The 17,166-nt window shown below is 61.6% G+C and carries 16 protein-coding genes; 5 read left to right on the top strand and 11 right to left on the bottom strand.

What is annotated here, in order from left to right; all coding sequences use genetic code 11:
- The first annotated feature begins 89 nt into the window (after window positions 1-89).
- On the top strand, window positions 90-641 hold the full coding sequence (locus M4J39_RS01975; protein WP_251726042.1) for a hypothetical protein: 552 nt from the start codon (window positions 90-92) through the stop codon (window positions 639-641).
- A gap of 7 nt (window positions 642-648) precedes the next feature.
- On the opposite strand, the gene M4J39_RS01970 is transcribed toward M4J39_RS01975, so the two are convergent.
- Window positions 649-1,242 (bottom strand): DUF2585 family protein, encoded by a 594-nt coding sequence (locus M4J39_RS01970; RefSeq protein ID WP_251726040.1) that lies wholly within the window; start codon window positions 1,240-1,242, stop codon window positions 649-651.
- Between the two features lie 140 nt (window positions 1,243-1,382).
- Between M4J39_RS01970 and M4J39_RS01965 the strand changes: the two genes are divergently transcribed.
- Window positions 1,383-1,877: a GNAT family N-acetyltransferase gene (locus tag M4J39_RS01965; protein ID WP_251726038.1), complete on the top strand. Its 495-nt coding sequence runs from the start codon at window positions 1,383-1,385 to the stop codon at window positions 1,875-1,877.
- 144 nt (window positions 1,878-2,021) lie between these two features.
- On the opposite strand, the gene ygiD is transcribed toward M4J39_RS01965, so the two are convergent.
- From ygiD to rpoZ, 8 genes are all read right to left on the bottom strand, one after another.
- Window positions 2,022-2,834 (bottom strand): 4,5-DOPA dioxygenase extradiol, encoded by an 813-nt coding sequence (gene ygiD / locus M4J39_RS01960; protein WP_251726036.1) that lies wholly within the window; start codon window positions 2,832-2,834, stop codon window positions 2,022-2,024.
- Window positions 2,835-3,122: 288 nt separating this feature from the next.
- Window positions 3,123-4,145, bottom strand: coding sequence for a LacI family DNA-binding transcriptional regulator (locus tag M4J39_RS01955; protein WP_251726034.1), 1,023 nt, complete (start codon window positions 4,143-4,145; stop codon window positions 3,123-3,125).
- 273 nt (window positions 4,146-4,418) lie between these two features.
- Window positions 4,419-5,345 carry a GTPase Era gene (era, locus tag M4J39_RS01950; RefSeq protein WP_251726032.1) on the bottom strand — a complete coding sequence of 309 codons (927 nt, stop codon included), beginning with the start codon at window positions 5,343-5,345 and terminating at the stop codon, window positions 4,419-4,421.
- A 121-nt stretch (window positions 5,346-5,466) separates the two neighbouring features.
- A complete protein-coding gene (rnc, locus tag M4J39_RS01945; RefSeq protein WP_251726030.1) occupies window positions 5,467-6,162 on the bottom strand; it encodes a ribonuclease III in 696 nt (231 codons plus the stop codon).
- A 3-nt stretch (window positions 6,163-6,165) separates the two neighbouring features.
- Window positions 6,166-6,921, bottom strand: a complete 756-nt coding sequence (gene lepB, locus M4J39_RS01940; RefSeq protein WP_251726028.1) for a signal peptidase I — start codon at window positions 6,919-6,921, stop codon at window positions 6,166-6,168.
- 148 nt (window positions 6,922-7,069) lie between these two features.
- Window positions 7,070-7,492 (bottom strand): holo-ACP synthase, encoded by a 423-nt coding sequence (gene acpS, locus M4J39_RS01935; protein WP_251726026.1) that lies wholly within the window; start codon window positions 7,490-7,492, stop codon window positions 7,070-7,072.
- Between the two features lie 3 nt (window positions 7,493-7,495).
- Window positions 7,496-9,706 (bottom strand): bifunctional (p)ppGpp synthetase/guanosine-3',5'-bis(diphosphate) 3'-pyrophosphohydrolase, encoded by a 2,211-nt coding sequence (locus M4J39_RS01930; RefSeq protein ID WP_251726024.1) that lies wholly within the window; start codon window positions 9,704-9,706, stop codon window positions 7,496-7,498.
- Window positions 9,707-9,916: 210 nt separating this feature from the next.
- Window positions 9,917-10,300 carry a DNA-directed RNA polymerase subunit omega gene (rpoZ, locus tag M4J39_RS01925; protein WP_251726022.1) on the bottom strand — a complete coding sequence of 128 codons (384 nt, stop codon included), beginning with the start codon at window positions 10,298-10,300 and terminating at the stop codon, window positions 9,917-9,919.
- A gap of 515 nt (window positions 10,301-10,815) precedes the next feature.
- On the opposite strand from rpoZ, the gene M4J39_RS01920 reads away from it, so the two are divergent.
- Window positions 10,816-11,394, top strand: a complete 579-nt coding sequence (locus M4J39_RS01920) for an NYN domain-containing protein (protein ID WP_251726021.1) — start codon at window positions 10,816-10,818, stop codon at window positions 11,392-11,394.
- A gap of 193 nt (window positions 11,395-11,587) precedes the next feature.
- Entirely contained in the window at window positions 11,588-12,268 is a 681-nt protein-coding gene (locus M4J39_RS01915; RefSeq protein ID WP_251726019.1) for a uracil-DNA glycosylase, read from the top strand.
- 24 nt (window positions 12,269-12,292) lie between these two features.
- Here M4J39_RS01915 and dnaE read toward each other — a convergent pair whose 3' ends face one another.
- Both dnaE and M4J39_RS01905 read right to left on the bottom strand, forming a co-directional pair.
- Window positions 12,293-15,745 carry a DNA polymerase III subunit alpha gene (gene dnaE / locus M4J39_RS01910; RefSeq protein WP_251726017.1) on the bottom strand — a complete coding sequence of 1,151 codons (3,453 nt, stop codon included), beginning with the start codon at window positions 15,743-15,745 and terminating at the stop codon, window positions 12,293-12,295.
- Window positions 15,746-15,882: 137 nt separating this feature from the next.
- Window positions 15,883-16,032: a hypothetical protein gene (locus M4J39_RS01905; RefSeq protein WP_251726016.1), complete on the bottom strand. Its 150-nt coding sequence runs from the start codon at window positions 16,030-16,032 to the stop codon at window positions 15,883-15,885.
- Window positions 16,033-16,363: 331 nt separating this feature from the next.
- Here M4J39_RS01905 and xth point away from each other — a divergent pair, with 331 nt between their 5' ends.
- A complete protein-coding gene (gene xth, locus M4J39_RS01900; protein WP_251726014.1) occupies window positions 16,364-17,146 on the top strand; it encodes an exodeoxyribonuclease III in 783 nt (260 codons plus the stop codon).
- Window positions 17,147-17,166 lie beyond the last annotated feature (20 nt).

The raw sequence follows: 17,166 nt of genomic DNA, 5'->3' as shown, positions 1-17,166 counted from the left end.
GCGGAAGAAACTTTAAGCCGAACTTGCATGCCGGGGCTCGCCAAGCATAGATTGATTCGATTCATACAATCGTCGCGAGGGAGAGGATCGTGAACCGCATTCGCGTCGCCGTCGACATGGACGAAGTCATCGCGGACACGTACGGTGCCATGCTGGGCTGGCTGATCGAGCGGCATGGACCGCGCTGGAGCCCGGAGACGCTCCATGGCCGACAGCTTTTCGACATGCTTGAGCTGGACGCCGCGGATGCGCTGAGGGAGGCCATGCATGACGGAGCCTTCTTTGCCGAGCTGCCGGTCATCGACGGCAGTCAGGAGGCGCTCTCGGCGATCGCGTCCCGTTGCGAGCTGTTCATCACCTCGGCGGCCATGGAGTTCCCCAACTCGCTCGGCCCGAAGTTTCTCTGGTTGAGGCGGCATTTCCCGTTCGTCGACCCGCTCAATATCGTCTTCTGCGGCGACAAGAGCGTCATCGCCGCCGATTGCCTGATCGACGACAACGCCCGCCATTTCCAGCGGTTCGGCGGGCAGGGGATCGTCTTCTCTTCGCCGCACAACGCGAACGTTACCGGCTATCCACGCATTCGCCATTGGAACGAAGCTATCGGGGTCTTGGCGGAGGTTTTTCCCGGCGCGCTGTGAAAGGGCCTTACTCCTGTGAGGGGGCGCCGTAGACGCCACCTTCCGCCTGCCATGCGGAGATCGCCTTGCTTGGCATGAGGAGCTGAACGACATTGAGCGTCAGATTGTCTCGGATCATCACGCCTGTGAACAGCTCGGCAGCGAGCGCTAATGCTATGCTTGCACGAACGGGCAGCCGGGCCGCGATCCAGAACCCGAGCAGCATGGCCAGGGTATCGGAGAGCGAGTTCAGGATGCTGTCGCCGGAGTAGCCCTGCGCCAGCGCCTGCTCGCGATAGCGGTCGATCACGGGCGGCGAATTCTCGATGAGCTCCCAAGCGACTTCGATGCCGAGCGCCAAGGCCACTGCGAGGACTGGAGACCAGTGCCCTCGAAATACCAGACGGCCGAAGGCGAAAAACAGCATGCCATGAATGACATGCGAAGGGGTGTACCAGTCGGTGAGCTGTTGCGAGTTCTCCTGGCTGAGAACGGTGCCGGTCCAAAGACGCACGGTGCCGCAGGCACAGATTGGCGGCTGCCCCATGACAAAGAGAATAGCTGCCTGCGCAACGAGGGCAATGGCGATAACGAGGAGAAGAATCCTGAGGGTCGGCGCCACGAACGTCTCCGATTTTCAAAGCCGGAGAGTTGCATATCGTACTTTCTTGCCTATCTCAACAAAAGCAAATAATCTATTGAAATTAAACTGTTTTAGTAGCGAGCGTGCCCGTGCTTGATAGAGAGTTTCTCATCCGTCCAATGTCGGTCGACGACGCGGCCGAGTTCAACCGGGTGGTCGGCGTCGTGGCCCGCGAGCGTCGCTATCTGAGATTCGTCGACGCGCCGCCAATGGACGGCACCATCGAGTTCCTGCGGGAGAGCCTCGGCGCCGGCAATCCGCACCTGGCTGTCGTCGTCGATGGAAAGCTGGTCGGCTGGTGCGACGTCTGCCGCAGTTCGTTCGAAATCGAGTCCCATGTCGGCAGGCTCGGCATCGGGCTGTTGCCTGCGTGGCGCGGCAAAGGCCTCGGCAAGGCGCTGCTCGATACGGCCATTGCCGCCGCCGAGCGGTCGGATTTCAGTCGGATCGAGCTCACGGTGTTTTCCGACAACCTCCGGGCAATAGCGCTCTATGAGGCGAGCGGGTTCATTTGCGAGGGCACAATGCGCGCGGCAGCCCGCTTTGGCGACGAGTACCGGGACGTCATACAGATGGCGCGGCTTGGATCAGCGCTACCAAAGCCCTGGGAGTAACCGGTTTTGCCGACATACTAGGTTCCATAATATCGATTATGCGAATCGCAGATCAGAGCAGTCTTCCAGCTCCCGGCTCTCCCCGCCTCGACGACCGGCCATTCCAGGTGCCATCGGTGGCAAAGGTTCGCTCGCACCGAGGCGTCACGCCAGCATGAACGACCGCATGGAGATCGAGCCGAGATCGATGCCCTCGTTGAAGAAGCTGAGCTCGTCGGCCTTGTCGGCAACGGCCAGAGGATAGAGAGCCGGGAAGAAATGTTCGAACGTCGGATGCGACAGCTGGGCTATGCGCCCCAGCTTCGGCGCGTCGACGACCGACTTGTAATCACCCTTGGCAATTGCTTCGGCCATGCGGGCGTCAAACGCCTCGGCCCAATCGTAAGCCGGCCCGCCTCCCCAGGCGATGGCCCGAAGATTGTGGACGAGGTTGCCGGAGCCGATGATCATCACGCCGCGCTCACGCAAGGCCTTGAGTTCTTCGGCCAGCCCGAAATGCGCCTCGGACGAACGGCTGAGATCGACCGACAACTGAAACACGGGAATGTCCGCTTTCGGGAACATCTGGATCAGCACCGACCAGGCGCCATGGTCCAGACCCCAGCGTTCATCCGGTTCGATGTGGTGGTTCTTCACGAGATCGATGGTCGCCTCGGCATATCCCGGAGCCCCTGGCGCCGGATAGCGCTGGGCGAACAGCTCATCCGGAAAGCCGCCGAAGTCGTGGATGGTAACGGGATGCTCCTTCACGTGCACCAACGTGACGCCGCGCGTCATCCAGTGGGCAGATACGACGAGGATCGCCTTGGGCACGGGCAAACGAGCGCCCAGCGCGCGCCAGGCGCGGCTATAAGGGGTGTCCTCGATGGCGTTCATCGGGCTGCCATGACCGATGAAAAGCGTCGGCATGCGGGGAGTCGTGGGAAGATCGGCAAAGTGGCGACCGAGACCAGCCATGATCGAGTTTTCCTTCCGGAGGCCTCCCCCCGCCAGCTGCCCGCGAGGTTTGCCGTTCTCACGGCGTACGGAGACACCGTGTTCGGCTAGAATTTAGAAACACTTCGAAACGGAAACAAGATCGTCTCTTGTGGCTATATTGTCTACCAAAACTGAACATTACGATCGCTGCTCGGTTTGTTTTCTACGTCACCAACGACCGCCTCAGCCGCGCTGAAATCGCCCAATTGTCCATGCGACGGTTCGAGCCAGGATTCGGCCGTTCGCGCGACCAGAGCGCACCGATCACTAGATTTGTCGACAGGAGTGCCGCTCGACAAGGGGACAGGGCACCAAAACCTGCGGAGGAACCGGCCCCTCGGATTCTCCATTGATCCGGGCGAGCAAATCCACGGCGGTGCGCCCGATCTCGAAATAGGGAAGCGCCACGGACGTCAGCATGGGTTTCAGCGTGTGGGTGATGATCGTCATGTCATCAAACCCCATGACCGACAGATCTTCGGGTACGGACAGTCCAAGCGATGCGGCTGCGGCATAAACCTGCACGGCGATCTGATCGTTTCCGCAGATGATGGCGGTGGGGCTTTCGGCGCGTCGCAGCAAGCCAAGCGACGCATCATAGGCGACGAGATCTTCTCCCCCGTCGGGCCGAGTGACGAAGCCCGGAACCTCCAAGGATGGATCGTAGAACAGTCCGCTCTCGGCGAACGCGGTGCGATAGCCGGCTCCCCTCAGCACCGTGGCACGCAAAACCGGGCTGAGCGAGACAATGCCAATGCGCCGATGGCCAAGCTCGATCAGATGGCGCGCCTGCATATAGCCCCCTCCCTCATCGTCAGGGACGACCGAGCAGTGACTACGCCTGGCCGAGTAGCAGTTGGCGAGCACAATACCCCGCTCGAAATCGGGAGCGCCAAGATCGACGGGCCTGTGATAAGTGGTGGCATAGACGGCACCGGCCACCTTGTGAGCCCTGAAAACCTTCCAATACTCATTTTCCTGCTTGGGATCGCCATCGGTATTGGCGATCAGCATGGTCCGCGCCTGTTCCCTCAGCCCCGATTGGGCGCCGCGGATGATATCGACCGAATATGGGGTGGTCGCCACCGCGTCCGTCATGACGCCAACGACCGAAGAGTGGGACATCCGCATCATACGCGCCGCATGGTCCGGGACGTAGTGCATCCGCTGAATGATTTCGGAAACGGCCTCGCGCGTCTTCACATTGACCGCCGGGTCGTCATTCACGACGCGTGACACGGTTTTCGGGGATACACCGGCCTCCCGAGCGACATCCTTGAGCGTAACCAACGTCCCCTCCCTCGGCCCGATTGACATCGCTGTCAGTTGCAATAGAAAACCAGGTTGTGACACCGATGTCAATCCACCCCTGATGCGACTATAGCCGAGTTCCCGCCAAAACGAGCCTTTGCCAACTCAGCTACGCCTTGTCCGTATGGACAGACAAATGTGAGATTTCTAGCGCCCCGAGACAACAGAGGACAATCGCAACTCGATGAGCGCAAAGCAGCGAGGCGAAAAAGCCGGGTCGGGTGGCAGTAACGTGCCCTCCCCGCCTTCCACTCAGTGGCGAGGGTAGTTTAGCCCCATTTCGCGATACCGCTCGGGATCTTCCGCCCAGTTCTCGCGTACCTTGACATAAATGAAGAGGTGAACCGGGCGCTCCAGGATTTCGGTCAGTTCCTTGCGAGCGGCCATCGAGATGGCCTTGACGGTTTCACCGCCCTTGCCGAGGACGATCTTCTTTTGGCTTTCGCGCTCCACGAAAATAGTCTGCTCGATCCGAGCGGACCCATCCTTCTGATCCTTCCACTGATCGGTCTCGACCGTCGAGGAATAGGGCAGTTCGTCGTGGAGACGCATGAACACCTTCTCACGGGTGATCTCGGCTGCCAGCATGCGCATCGGCAGATCGGACAGCTGATCTTCGGGATAGAGCCACGGTCCCTCCGGCACGCGCGATGCCAGATGGGCGAGCAGGTCGTCGGTGCCCGAACCATTCAGCGCCGATACCATGAAGGTCGCCTCGAAACCGACGCGGGCGTTGAGATCGGCAGCCAGGGCCAGCAGGCTCTCCCGCTTCACCGTATCGATCTTGTTGAGAATCAGAACCTTGGGATGCCGGAGCTCGCCGAGCTTCTCGACGACCTGCGTCACTTCCTCGGCCAAACCGCGCTTGGCGTCGACCAGTAGACAGACGACATCGGCGTCGGCCGCCCCCGACCAGGCGGTATCCACCATGGCTCGGTCGAGCCGGCGCTTCGGCGCAAAGATGCCCGGCGTATCGACAAAGACCACCTGCGACGAACCATGCATGGCGATGCCCCGCATGATGGCCCGCGTCGTCTGCACCTTGTGGCTGACGATCGACACTTTGGCGCCGACCAGACGATTGAGCAGCGTCGATTTGCCGGCGTTGGGCGCTCCGATCAACGCAACGAAGCCAGCGCGAGTGGGGGTATCGACGGACGGGGCGGCTTCATCGGTCATCGCGTCTCTCTCCGGAGGCGGAAGGTTGGCCAAGATTATGTCATTCCTTTTCAGCTGAATAGCGGACGGAAGGGCGGATCGGCCTCAAACGGACACACAGGCTACGGTCACGGCGACCGTCTCAACCCGCCCGTTTGGCCAGCGCCTCCGCAGCGGCGGCCTGTTCGGCATCGCGCTTCGACTTGCCTTGCCCCTCGCCCGCAGCTTCGCCGTCGATGGTGACCATGACGCGAAACGTTGGCGCATGGTCGGGACCGGAACGCTCGACGATCGAATAGCTTGGAAGCCCCTGCCCTCGCCCCTGCGCCCACTCCTGAAGGAGCGTCTTCGAGTCGCGCAACGGGCCGCTCAGGCTTTCCATTCGAGGCTTCCAGTTGCGCAGCACGAAGTCCTTTGCCGCGTCGAAGCCGCCGTCGAGGTAGATGGCGGCGATCACTGCCTCGGCCACATCGCCAAGGATCGCTTCCTTGCGGCGACCACCCGATTGGCGCTCGCCGGCGCCGAGCCGCACGACCGAGCCAAGATCAAGATCGGTGGCCACCTCGGCGCAGGTCTCGCGTCGAACCAACTGGTTCAATCGGCGAGCGAGATCACCCTCCTCTTCGCGCGGATAGGCGGAAAACAGCATTTCTGCCACCACCAGCGCCAGCACGCGGTCGCCGAGGAACTCGTGTCGCTGATAGCTCTCGTGGGCAACCTGATCGCCGGGCACGGAGCTGCGATGGGTAAGCGCTCGCACGAGGCCGGTGCGGTCCTTGAAACGATACTGGAGGCGCCCTTCGAGCGCCTCCAGAACTTGTGCCTGATGGTTGTTCATGGATCAGTTCAGCATGGAAAGCATGCGGTCGACCCGCACCGTCCAGGGCCAGGTCCAGACCATCCAGGGCTTGGCGCTTTGGTCGATGGAGAAGAAGATGACCTGCGCCTTGCCGACCAGATGGTCGAACGGCACATAACCGACGCCGGATCCGTCGATGCGACTGTCGGCGGAATTGTCGCGATTGTCGCCCATCATGAAGTAATGACCCGGCGGCACTTCGAACTCGCGGGTGTCGTCACCGGCAGTGGTGCCCATGTCGAGCGTATCGTAGGAGACGCCATTCGGCAGGGTCTCGCGCCAGATCTGCGCTTTGATTTCGTTGCCGAACGGCCCTTTCTCCATGAACTCGCCGGTGTTTTCCCGCTTCACGGGCTGCCCGTTGATGTGGAGAACGCCACCCTTCATCTGGATCTTGTCGCCCGGCAGGCCGACGACGCGCTTGATGTAGTCCGTCGAATGGTCGGCCGGCAGCTTGAAGACGACGATGTCGCCGGCCTTGGGAGCACTCGCCCAGATGCGTCCCTCGAAGGGAGCGAGGCCGAACGGGAATGAGTACTTGCTGTAGCCGTAGGAGTATTTCGACACGAACAGGTAGTCGCCGATGAGCAGGGTGTGCATCATCGACCCCGACGGAATCGAAAAGGGCTGAAACAGGAAGGTGCGCACCACAAGCGCAAGAAGCAGGGCCTCGACGATCACCTTGACCGTCTCCCAAAAACCGTCCTTGGATTCCGCGCGCTGTTTGGTCGCCGACATATGGCTGCCCTTCAATCGATGTCTCGGCCCGGCTCCCCGCGTCGGCGCCGAAGCAGCCGATCCGCGGCGGCCCGGATCTCGGCGCCTTTTATCGGAGCGGCACCGGCGACGCAACGAAAAGCCGAAAAGCAAGCCGAATTGTGGCGCCTCACGCACTGCTGCCGGTCGGCCAATCGGATGGCCAGGCCGAAATCACCACAAAGGCCTGCGCCAGGGGATAGTCGTCGGTGATGGTCACGTCGATGCGGGGGATGAGCCCCGTTGGCGTCAGCGCCGCCAGCCGCGCCGCCGCCGAGCCTTCGAGGCGCATGGTAGGCTGACCGGTCGGGAGATTGACGACCCCCATCTCGCGCCAGTTGACCCCCATGCGAATACCCGTTCCCAAGGCTTTGGAACAGGCTTCCTTCGCTGCGAAGCGCTTGGCATATGAAGCAGCTCGATTTGCCCGGCGGTCCGATCGCTCCCGCTCGACATCGGTAAAGACTCGCCGGACGAAACGGTCGCCGAAGCGTTCCAGCGTCTTCTCGACGCGACGAATGTCGATGAGGTCCGAACCGATACCGATGATCATGGGCTATCCGTTGACGCGATCGACCTTGCTGACGTTGTTCAGGACGCGCAGTTCATTGAGAATCTGGGTCAGGTGCTTGATATCCCACACCTCAAGATCCACGACGATCTCGTGAAAGTCGGGGGTGCGGCGCGCCATGCCGATGTTGTCGATGTTGCCGTCGCTGTCGGAGATCGCCTTGGCAATGCGGGCCAAAGAACCGGGCTCGTTGAACGACTGGATGGAGATCCGCGCCGGAAAGCGGATCGGGTCTTCGCTGTCGATATCCCAGCGCACGTCCAGCCAGCGGTCGGGCTTGTCTTCGAAGGCAACAAGCGCCGGGGACTGGATCGGATAGATGGTAATCCCGACATCCGGCTCGACGATACCGACGATGCGGTCGCCGGGCACGGCGCCGCCGTTGGGAGCGAACCGCACCGGCAGGTCGGCCGCCACCGTGCGGATCGGCAGGCCATGGGCGCGGATCGAGTCGGAATCGCCGTGAAACTTGACGCCGGCCTGGGCGGCGAAGGAGAACCACCCCCCCTCCTGCCGCTGCGTCGCCGTCTGCCGCGCCGCCCGCTCCTCGCGATAGTCGGGGAAACACGCCTTGAGCACATCGGTCGACGGCACTTCGGCACGACCGACCGCGGCGAGCAAATCTGGCACGGTGGGCTGCGAAAGCCGAGGCAGAGCCTGCTCAAGCAAAGCATCGGTGAGCTCTCTCCCCTCACGGGAGAAGACGCTTTCCAGCACCTGCCGACCAAGCGCGGCGAACTGCTTGCGCGTCGCCTCGCGCGTCGCCCGACGAATGGCGGCTCGTGCCTTGCCGGTAATGGCGATGGTCTCCCAAGTCGGCGGAGGCACCTGCGCCTTCGAACGGATGATCTCCACCTCGTCGCCGTTCTTCAGCTCTGTGACCAACGGTGTGATGCGGCCGTTGATCTTGCAGCCGACGCAGGTGTTGCCAATGTTGGTATGAACCGCATAGGCGAAGTCGATCGGGGTGGCGCCCCTCGGCAAGGCGATCAGCAGCCCCTTCGGCGTGAAACAGAATACCTGGTCCTGGAACAGCTCCAGCTTGGTATTCTCCAGGAACTCTTCGGGGCTCGCGCCTTCCGACAGCGCCTCCACGGTCTGGCGAAGCCAGGCATAGGCTGCCGTGTCGTCGGCAAGCTGCGGCAGATGGCCACCTTCGCTGATCTTGTCCTTGTACAGGGCATGGGCGGCGATGCCGTATTCGTTGACCTGCTGCATGTCGTGCGTGCGGAACTGCAGTTCGACGCGCTGACGGTGGGGGCCGACCACGGTCGTGTGTAGCGACTTGTAGCCGTTGGGTTTCGGCGTGGAGATATAGTCCTTGAAGCGCCCGGGCACGGTCCGCCACAGCTGATGGACGACACCCAAGGCCCGGTAGCAGGTGTCGACATCGTCCACGAGAACGCGGAACCCATAGATATCGCTAAGCTGTTCGAAGCCAAGCTGCTTGTCGATCATCTTTCGAAAGATCGAGTAAGGCTGCTTGCGACGCCCCTTGACGGTCGCGACGATGCCGCGCGCCTCGAGGTTCTCGTGAAGTTCCGTCTCGATGTCGGCGATGAGGTCCTTCTGCAAGGCCTCCATCTCGTCGAGGCGGGCCTGGATGGCACTGAAGGCGTCCGGGTGCAGAGTCTTGAAGGCGATATCCTCAAGCTCGTCACGCATGTCCTGCATGCCCATGCGGCCGGCGAGCGGCGCATAGATCTCCATCGTCTCCTCGGCGATGCGGCCGCGCTTGCCCTCCGGCGCAAAGTGCAGCGTCCGCATGTTGTGAAGACGGTCGGCGAGCTTGACCAGAAGGACGCGCAGGTCCTCGGCGATGGCAAGCAGCAGTTTCCTGAGATTTTCGGCCTGTGCCGTGCGCTTGGACACCAGATCGAGCTTCTGGAGCTTGGTGAGACCCTCGACAAGTTGACCGATCTCGACGCCGAACAGCTGGTCGATTTCCTGTCGCGTCGCGTCGGTGTCTTCGATCGTGTCGTGAAGAAGCGCGATGACGATCGTGGCGTCATCCACCTTGAGATCGGTCAGGATGGCCGCAACTTCGAGGGGATGGGAAAAATAAGGGTCGCCCGAGTCGCGTTTCTGCGTGCCGTGCTTCTGCATCGCATAGACGTAGGCGCGGTTGAGCAGACCCTCGTCGCAATTGGGGTTGTAACGTTGCACCCTTTCGACGAGTTCATACTGCCGCATCATCGGGGACGGTCACTCCTCTCTCCCGCGGACGCCCGAATCCAAACTCGGGCCAGCGTCAAAAACAAAGCTATAGCAACACCAAGCCGGAAAGTAGCTCATTCACTGGGGCATCGAAGGAAAAGCGCTACAAGGCTTTTCAATCCGTCGCCGACAAACAAAAACGGGCGAACCGCAACCGGTCCGCCCGCGAAAAACCGCCGTGAGAAGCAATCAGATCTCTTCGACCTTTTCGGGGGGAACCATGCTCTCAAGACCCCGGAGCAGATCCTCCTCGGACATCTGGTCGAAGACGATCTCGTCGTCATCCGCGCTATCACCAGGCGCGCCGATCAGGCCGGCCACAGGCTCCTGCTCCGGCTCGTCCACCTCGACGTACTTCTGAAGCGAATGGATCAGGTCTTCCTTGAGATCCTGCGGAGACACCGAAGACTCCGCGACCTCGCGCAGGGCGACGACCGGATTCTTGTCGTTATCGCGATCAACCGTCAAAGGGGAGCCGGACGATATCATGCGGGCGCGATGGCTGGCCAACAGCACCAGCTCGAAGCGGTTGTCCACCTTGTCGATGCAGTCCTCGACCGTGACGCGTGCCATAGTCCAACTCCAGATCTAGAAACGAAATTCGCTCGCACGGACGGCATCCCGTCCGGCAAGCGTCCAGATAGCGCAATTTCCGCCACCAGCAACACCACCCCAGCGACGCGAGGTAATGCAGCCGAACTCAAGGTGTAGATATGCGGAGGGGAGGCGAAAAGCAAGCGGAGATGCGCGCCAGCATCCGCCGCAGTTCACACGGCGAGCACTCACGGCAGCCTCAAAATTCGGTGATCCAATCTTTTTCGTTACAAAACAGGTCTGCCAATGCATCCGCCCTTGGTCGAATTGGCGACCTTTTCTGGCATTTTTCGTGGGAATCCTCCGGATGAACTCATTTTAACTTGGTTGTTTGGCCGAAACTTGCTAACAGGCGGACTAATGTGCCAATTCTAGCGGGCCGAAACGATGCGCGCTGATAGCGCGCTCTGATAAATTTCTTCGAACGCGCAAAAACAGATCAGCAGAACGAAGAGTTATAAACGACCGCCGGTTGTGAGGTAAGATAAAAACTAATGTTTGACGAACGCGAAAAAATAGCCCTCTTCATCGATGGTGCAAATCTTTACGCGACTGCCAAGGCTCTCGGATTTGATATTGACTACCGTAGGTTGCTAAAAGAGTTCAGTGCTAAAGGATACCTCCTGAGGGCACTGTATTACACCGCACTCGCTGAAGACCAGGAATATTCCTCTATCCGCCCATTGATCGACTGGCTCGATTACAATGGCTACAAAGTTGTGACCAAGCCGACCAAGGAGTTTTTCGATTCCACCGGCCGGCGCAAGGTCAAGGGTTCGATGGACATCGAACTCGCGGTCGACGCCATGGAACTCTCCGAGCACGTCGACCATATCGTGCTGTTTTCCGGTGATGGCGATTTCCGCTCTCTGGTGGAAGCCATCCAGCGGAAGGGCCGCAAGGTTTCGGTCGTCTCGACATTGCAGACACAGCCGGCAATGGTAGCCGACGAACTGCGCCGTCAGGCCGACCACTTCATCGACCTCGCCAATCTCTCGGGGCGTATCAGCCGGGATCCGACGGAGCGTCCGGTGCGAGCCTCCGATCGCCCCAGCGCGACCGACGAAGCCTGATATCGACCTGGAGTAGCCGGCCGTTGACCGGCTTTTCCGGGCGAGGTTGCTGCGCTCCCGGCAGGAGAGGCACGGCAGCCCGGAACTGCTCCCGGTTCATCAATGATCGCCGACATCTCAGAGCCGGGTTATCGTGCGCGCCGAGCAGGCGCCGCTCATTCGCGGCCATTCCCGGATGCCTTAGGAGAGTTGCATGTCAAGCCGACAGGCCCTCGTCGATTCCCTGGGACATCCGACCGAGCCTGACCGGGACTGTAGTCTCTGCCCTCGCCTCGTCGCTTTCCGGAATGCCCAGCGCCAAGCACATCCCGACTGGCACAATGCGCCGGTGCCGACTTTCGGAACCTCAGACGCTCGCCTGCTGATCGCCGGCCTCGCACCCGGCCTCCGGGGAGCCAACCGCACAGGACGCGCCTTCACCGGCGATTATGCCGGCGACCTCCTTTACGAAACGATGGGCGAATTCGGCTTTGCACGAGGCGTTTATCGAGCCGATCCCGATGATGGTTTCGAGCTGGTCGACGCCGCCATCAGCAACTCCGTGCGCTGCGTGCCGCCGGAGAACAAGCCGACCAATGACGAGATCAATACCTGCCGGCGTTTCTTTGCTGCGACGCTGGCCGGTTTCTCAAGGTTGTCGGCGATCATTGCCCTGGGCAAAATCGCTCACGACCAAATGCTGAAGACGCTCGGGGTGCCGCTCGTCCGCCACAAGTTCGCCCATGGCGCCGTGCATGAGCTCGAAAGCCTACCTGGTATTCGTCTGTATGACAGCTATCACTGCTCCCGCTACAACACCAACACGGGCGTGTTGACGCCGGACATGTTCCGAACCGTTTTCGCTGCCGTACGCCGGGACCTCGACAACCGCTAGACGCGTCGTCTCCGATGGCCGGTCCTACGCCAGCTCCACGTCCACAATGCCGTCGACGGCCCGAAGCGCACCGGCAAGCTGGGGCGACACCCGGTATCCGCCCGGCAGCTTGACCTCCACCTCCCCGCGCCCACCGTCACCCAGCACGATCAGCGATACGTCTCCCTCCCCGCCAGGCTTCAGCACGTCGCGAAGAGCCGGCAGCGGTTCGGCGTCACGCAGGAAAATGCGAAGCGCATTCTGCAGCTTGCCAGCCGCCTGATCGAGCGGCTCCACGGAATCGATGCGCACCGAGATGCCCTCAGGCTTGTCCTCGGCATTGACCAGCAGGATCACCGACTGACCGGGCTCCAGCAGGCTACGGAAATGGGCGAGCCCCTCCGAGAAAATGACCGCCTCATACTGGCCGGTGGGATCGGAGATGCCGATGATGCCCATCTTGTTGCCGGTGCGCGTCTTGCGCTCCTGCTTGGCGACGATGGTCCCGGCAAGCCGTCCGGCCGATGCTCCTCGCTTTACCGATGCCGAGAACTGCGCCCAGGTCTGCACCCTCAGGCGACCGAGCAGCGCTTCGTAGGCGTCGAGCGGATGGGCGGACAGATAGAAGCCGATGGCCGTGTGCTCGCGCTGCAGCTTCTCTTCAGGCAGCCAGTTGGGAACCGACGGCAGGCGGACCGGTTCCGGCTCACCTCCACCGCCAAAGAGCTCGTTCTGCCCGCTTTGCTGCTGCTCCAGCCTGTGGGCCGCGGCGGCCATTACCCCGTCGAGCCCTTGGAACATCCGGTTCCTGTTCGGTTCCAGACAATCGAAGGCGCCGGCCGAGGTGAGCGCCTCCAGAATGCGTTTGTTCATCGCCTTGGGATTGATGCGACTGGCGAAATCGGAGACCGACCGGAATGGCTTGTCCCCCCGCTGCTCGACAATATGCTCGACAGCCGCCTGACCGACGCCCTTCACGGCCGCAAGTGCGTAGAGGATGTGCTTGCCATCCACTTCGAACACCACGTCGGAGCGATTGACCGACGGTGGCTCGACGGTAATGCCGAGGCGGATTGCCTCGCGGCGGAAGTCGTTGAGCTTGTCGGTATTGGTCAGTTCGAGCGTCATCGACGCTGCCATGAACTCGACGGGATGGTTGGCCTTGAGATAGGCCGTCTGGTAGGCGACCAACGCGTAGGCGGCGGCATGGCTCTTGTTGAAGCCGTAGTCGGCGAACTTTGCCAACAGATCGAAGATGGTATCGGCGAGCGCCTTGTCGATACCGCGCTCGACGGCGCCATCGACGAAGCGAACCCGCTGCTTGTCCATTTCCGCCTTGATCTTCTTGCCCATGGCGCGTCGCAACAGGTCGGCTTCGCCGAGCGAGTAGCCCGAAAGGATCTGGGCGATCTGCATCACCTGTTCCTGGTAGACGATGATGCCGTATGTCTCCTTCAGCACCGGCTCGATGGAGTCATGCAGATAGTCCGGCTTTTCGAGGCCGAACTTGCGGGCGCCGTAAACCGGAATGTTGGCCATGGGACCGGGCCGGTAGAGCGCGACGAGAGCGATGATATCCTCGAAGCGGTCCGGCTTGATGTCGGAAATGGCCTTGCGCATGCCCATGCTTTCCAGCTGGAACACGCCGACCGTCTCGCCATGGGTCAACAGCTCGTAGGTCTTGGGATCGTCGAGCGGCAGCGCCGACAAGTCGATCTTCACGCCCTTGCGCTCGATGAGATCGACAGCACGCCTCAGGACCGTCAACGTCTTCAGGCCGAGGAAGTCGAACTTGATGAGGCCCGTGCTCTCCACCCATTTCATGTTGTACTGGGTGACCGGCATGTCCGAGCGCGGATCTCGATAGAGCGGCACCAATTGGTCGAGCGGGCGGTCGCCGATGACGATACCGGCGGCATGCGTCGATGCATGCCGGTACAAGCCCTCGAGCTTGATCGAAATGTCGATCAAGCGGTCGACGACCGGGTCCTCGCGTGCTTCCTTGAGCCTTGGCTCGTCCTCGAGCGCCTGCACCAGTGTCACCGGATGGGCCGGGTTCTGCGGCACCAGCTTGCAGAGCTTGTCGACCTGGCCGTAGGACATCTGCAGAACGCGACCGACGTCGCGCAGCACGGCGCGTGCCTGAAGCGAACCGAAGGTGATGATCTGCGCCACCTGCGCGCGACCGTACTTCCGTTGAACGTAGCGGATGACCTCTTCGCGGCGGTCCTGGCAGAAGTCGATGTCGAAGTCCGGCATCGAAACGCGCTCGGGATTGAGGAATCGCTCGAACAGGAGGGCGAACCGAAGGGGATCGAGGTCGGTGATGGTGAGCGAGAAGGCGACCAGCGAACCGGCGCCCGAACCACGGCCGGGCCCGACGGGAATGCCGTGCGCCTTGGCCCACTTGATGAAGTCGGCCACGATCAGGAAGTAGCCGGGGAACTTCATGCGGGTGATGATGCCGAGTTCGAACTCCAGACGCTTGTGATAGTCCTCGAGCGTCAGCCCCGGAGCGAGGCCATGGCTCTCGATGCGCCGGGCAAGTCCCTCCCAAGCCTGGCGAGCCAGTTCGTCCGCCTCCGCCGCCTCGGCCGCGGCGACATCGTCGACGTCGGCGCCAGCAAAGCGCGGCAGCAGAGGCTTGCGCTTCGGTGCCCTGACCGCGCAACGGCGGGCGATCTCGATCGTGTTCTCGAGCGCCTCCGGCAAATCGGCGAACAGCGTCTGCATTTCGGCGCGCGACTTGAAATAATGCTCCTCGGTCAAACGTCGGCGATCGTCCTCGGCGACCATGCGACCTTCGGAAATGGCGATTAGCGCGTCATGCGCCTCGTAGTCGGCACGCGCCGGGAAATAGCATTCGTTGGTGGCGACGAGAGGCAGACCGCGAGCATAGGCCAGTTCGACGAGTTGAGGCTCGACCATGATCTCTTCGGGCGTGCCATGTCGCTGCAGCTCGACATAAAGACGGTCGCCAAACAGCTCCTTGAGCAAAGCGAGGCGACTCTCTGCCTGGGGCATCAGGCCGGCGGCGATGGCCTTGTCCACCGGGCCGCCGGGGCCGCCGGTCAGCGCAATGATGCCACCGGTCAGCCCCTCGAACCGGCCGATCGGCAGATTGGCGGGCGCGCCCGGCTCCGATTCCAGGAAGGAGCGCGACATCAGCACGGTCAGGTTGGCAAATCCCTCCGACGTCGCCGCAATCAATACAAGCGACGGCAAGGCCGGTGCCAGACCGCCGGGACGGCGGCGATCAGGGCTGTCGTCACCGAAATCAACTGCGATCTGACATCCGATGATCGGCTGCAGCCCCTTCTCGATGGCCTTCTCCGAGAACTCCAAGGCGCAGAACAGATTACCAGTGTCGGTTATAGCCAGCGCCGGCTGATTGTCGGCCACGGCCAGCTTCAGCGCCTTGACCAGGGGGAGCGCCCCTTCGAGCAGCGAATAGGCGCTGTGAACGCGCAGGTGAATGAAGCCGACGTCGCCAATCATTACCATGTTCCGGTTGGAGGCCGACCCTCAAGACGGTCGGATCGGCGCCAACAGGCTATCCCATCCGGTCTGACGATCGGAGTGTTTTCCTGACGGAACAGCCACCTTGTGGAAAACCCCCACCCCGATCCAGCGGCTCACACCAGCATGTCGGCCGAACTCAGCACCAGCACCAGCATGGTGCCGAACAGGACCAGAGCGCCGAGGGCGGCCACGTCGCGGACGATTGCCGCCGAGGCGATTGCCGAAGCAAGACGCTCGTGCGGCGACCGCGTAAAATCGCGCACCGTTGGCGCTTCTTCTGGCGAGAATCCAGGCAAAATCCAGCCTGCACGCGGCAATGATCCCCTTTTGTTCTCACAACACGACACGTGGTTGTAGCGGATACCGACCGCACATTCGATCTCGCCGATGGAAACCCTGGCACTTATCACAGTCATCCTCGCCTCCACGTTCCGTGTTGGAACTCATATTGTTCTATATTTGTTCGCGAGTCAAGCGTGCCCTTAACCTAGATCAAAATACAATAGTTCTTGTAACGTTCACGGGCGTGTGAGAAGGATTCCCAAGGGCGCGGCGGTGGAGTCGGCGCCAAAACGGCGGGCCGGAGGAGTTCGAATGCGCGTTGCCACATGGAATATCAACGGTGTCCGGGCGCGTGTCGAAGCTGCTTCGGCCTGGCTGGAGAAGAGCCGGCCCGATATCGTCTGTCTTCAGGAGATCAAGTGCGTCGACGAGGCATTCCCGACGGAGGTGTTCGAACGGCTCGGCTACAACGTTGCCCTGCACGGCCAGAAAGGATTCAACGGCGTGGCGCTGCTGTCGCTTCTGCCGCTTGACGAGGTTCGGTGCGGTTTGCCGGGTGACGACGGCGACGTTCAGTCGCGCTACATCGAGGCGGTCGTATCCATCCCCACCGGCAGCCTGCGCGTCGCCTCGATCTACCTGCCCAACGGCAATCCTCCCGATACCGACAAGTATGTCTACAAGCTCGCCTGGATGGAGCGTCTCAGGCGCTACTCGGCAGCACTGCTCGCGCTTGAGGAGGCCACTCTGCTCTGCGGAGACTACAACATCATTCCCGAGCCGCGTGATTGCCACGACCCAGCTGTCTGGGCGGGCGATGCACTTTTCTTGCCGAAGAGCCGCGCCGCGTTCAGATCCATCGTCAACCTAGGCTGGACCGATGCCCTGCGAGCCGTCGACGATCGAGACGGCCGCTACACCTTCTGGGACTATCAGGCCGGCGCCCGCCAACGGAACTGGGGCATAAGGATCGACCATATCCTGGCGTCCCCCCAGGCCGCCGATCGAATCGCCGGCGTGGAAGTCGAGGATGAGGTTCGAGACTGGGAGAAGCCGTCCGATCACGTGCCGGTCGTCGTGGAACTCAGACTCTGACGTCGAAGTTCACTGCCAGA

Origin of the sequence: Pleomorphomonas sp. NRK KF1 (assembly GCF_023721755.1) — a bacterium.
Taxonomy (GTDB): Bacteria; Pseudomonadota; Alphaproteobacteria; order Rhizobiales; family Pleomorphomonadaceae; genus Pleomorphomonas.
Note: the sequence above shows the minus strand (reverse complement) of the source record. Positions and strands in the feature narration are given on the sequence as shown.

Bases quoted from the DNA above. Each gene is read 5' to 3' on its own strand.
- rpoZ (WP_251726022.1), bottom strand. From the start codon at position 10,300: ATGGCACGCGTCACGGTCGAGGACTGCATCGACAAGGTGGACAACCGC.
- ygiD (WP_251726036.1), bottom strand. From the start codon at position 2,834: ATGGCTGGTCTCGGTCGCCACTTTGCCGATCTTCCCACGACTCCCCGC.
- xth (WP_251726014.1), top strand. From the start codon at position 16,364: ATGCGCGTTGCCACATGGAATATCAACGGTGTCCGGGCGCGTGTCGAA.
- lepB (WP_251726028.1), bottom strand. From the start codon at position 6,921: ATGTCGGCGACCAAACAGCGCGCGGAATCCAAGGACGGTTTTTGGGAG.
- M4J39_RS01920 (WP_251726021.1), top strand. From the start codon at position 10,816: ATGTTTGACGAACGCGAAAAAATAGCCCTCTTCATCGATGGTGCAAAT.
- era (WP_251726032.1), bottom strand. From the start codon at position 5,345: ATGACCGATGAAGCCGCCCCGTCCGTCGATACCCCCACTCGCGCTGGC.
- acpS (WP_251726026.1), bottom strand. From the start codon at position 7,492: ATGATCATCGGTATCGGTTCGGACCTCATCGACATTCGTCGCGTCGAG.
- rnc (WP_251726030.1), bottom strand. From the start codon at position 6,162: ATGAACAACCATCAGGCACAAGTTCTGGAGGCGCTCGAAGGGCGCCTC.
- M4J39_RS01915 (WP_251726019.1), top strand. From the start codon at position 11,588: ATGTCAAGCCGACAGGCCCTCGTCGATTCCCTGGGACATCCGACCGAG.
- dnaE (WP_251726017.1), bottom strand. From the start codon at position 15,745: ATGATTGGCGACGTCGGCTTCATTCACCTGCGCGTTCACAGCGCCTAT.
- M4J39_RS01930 (WP_251726024.1), bottom strand. From the start codon at position 9,706: ATGATGCGGCAGTATGAACTCGTCGAAAGGGTGCAACGTTACAACCCC.
- M4J39_RS01965 (WP_251726038.1), top strand. From the start codon at position 1,383: ATGTCGGTCGACGACGCGGCCGAGTTCAACCGGGTGGTCGGCGTCGTG.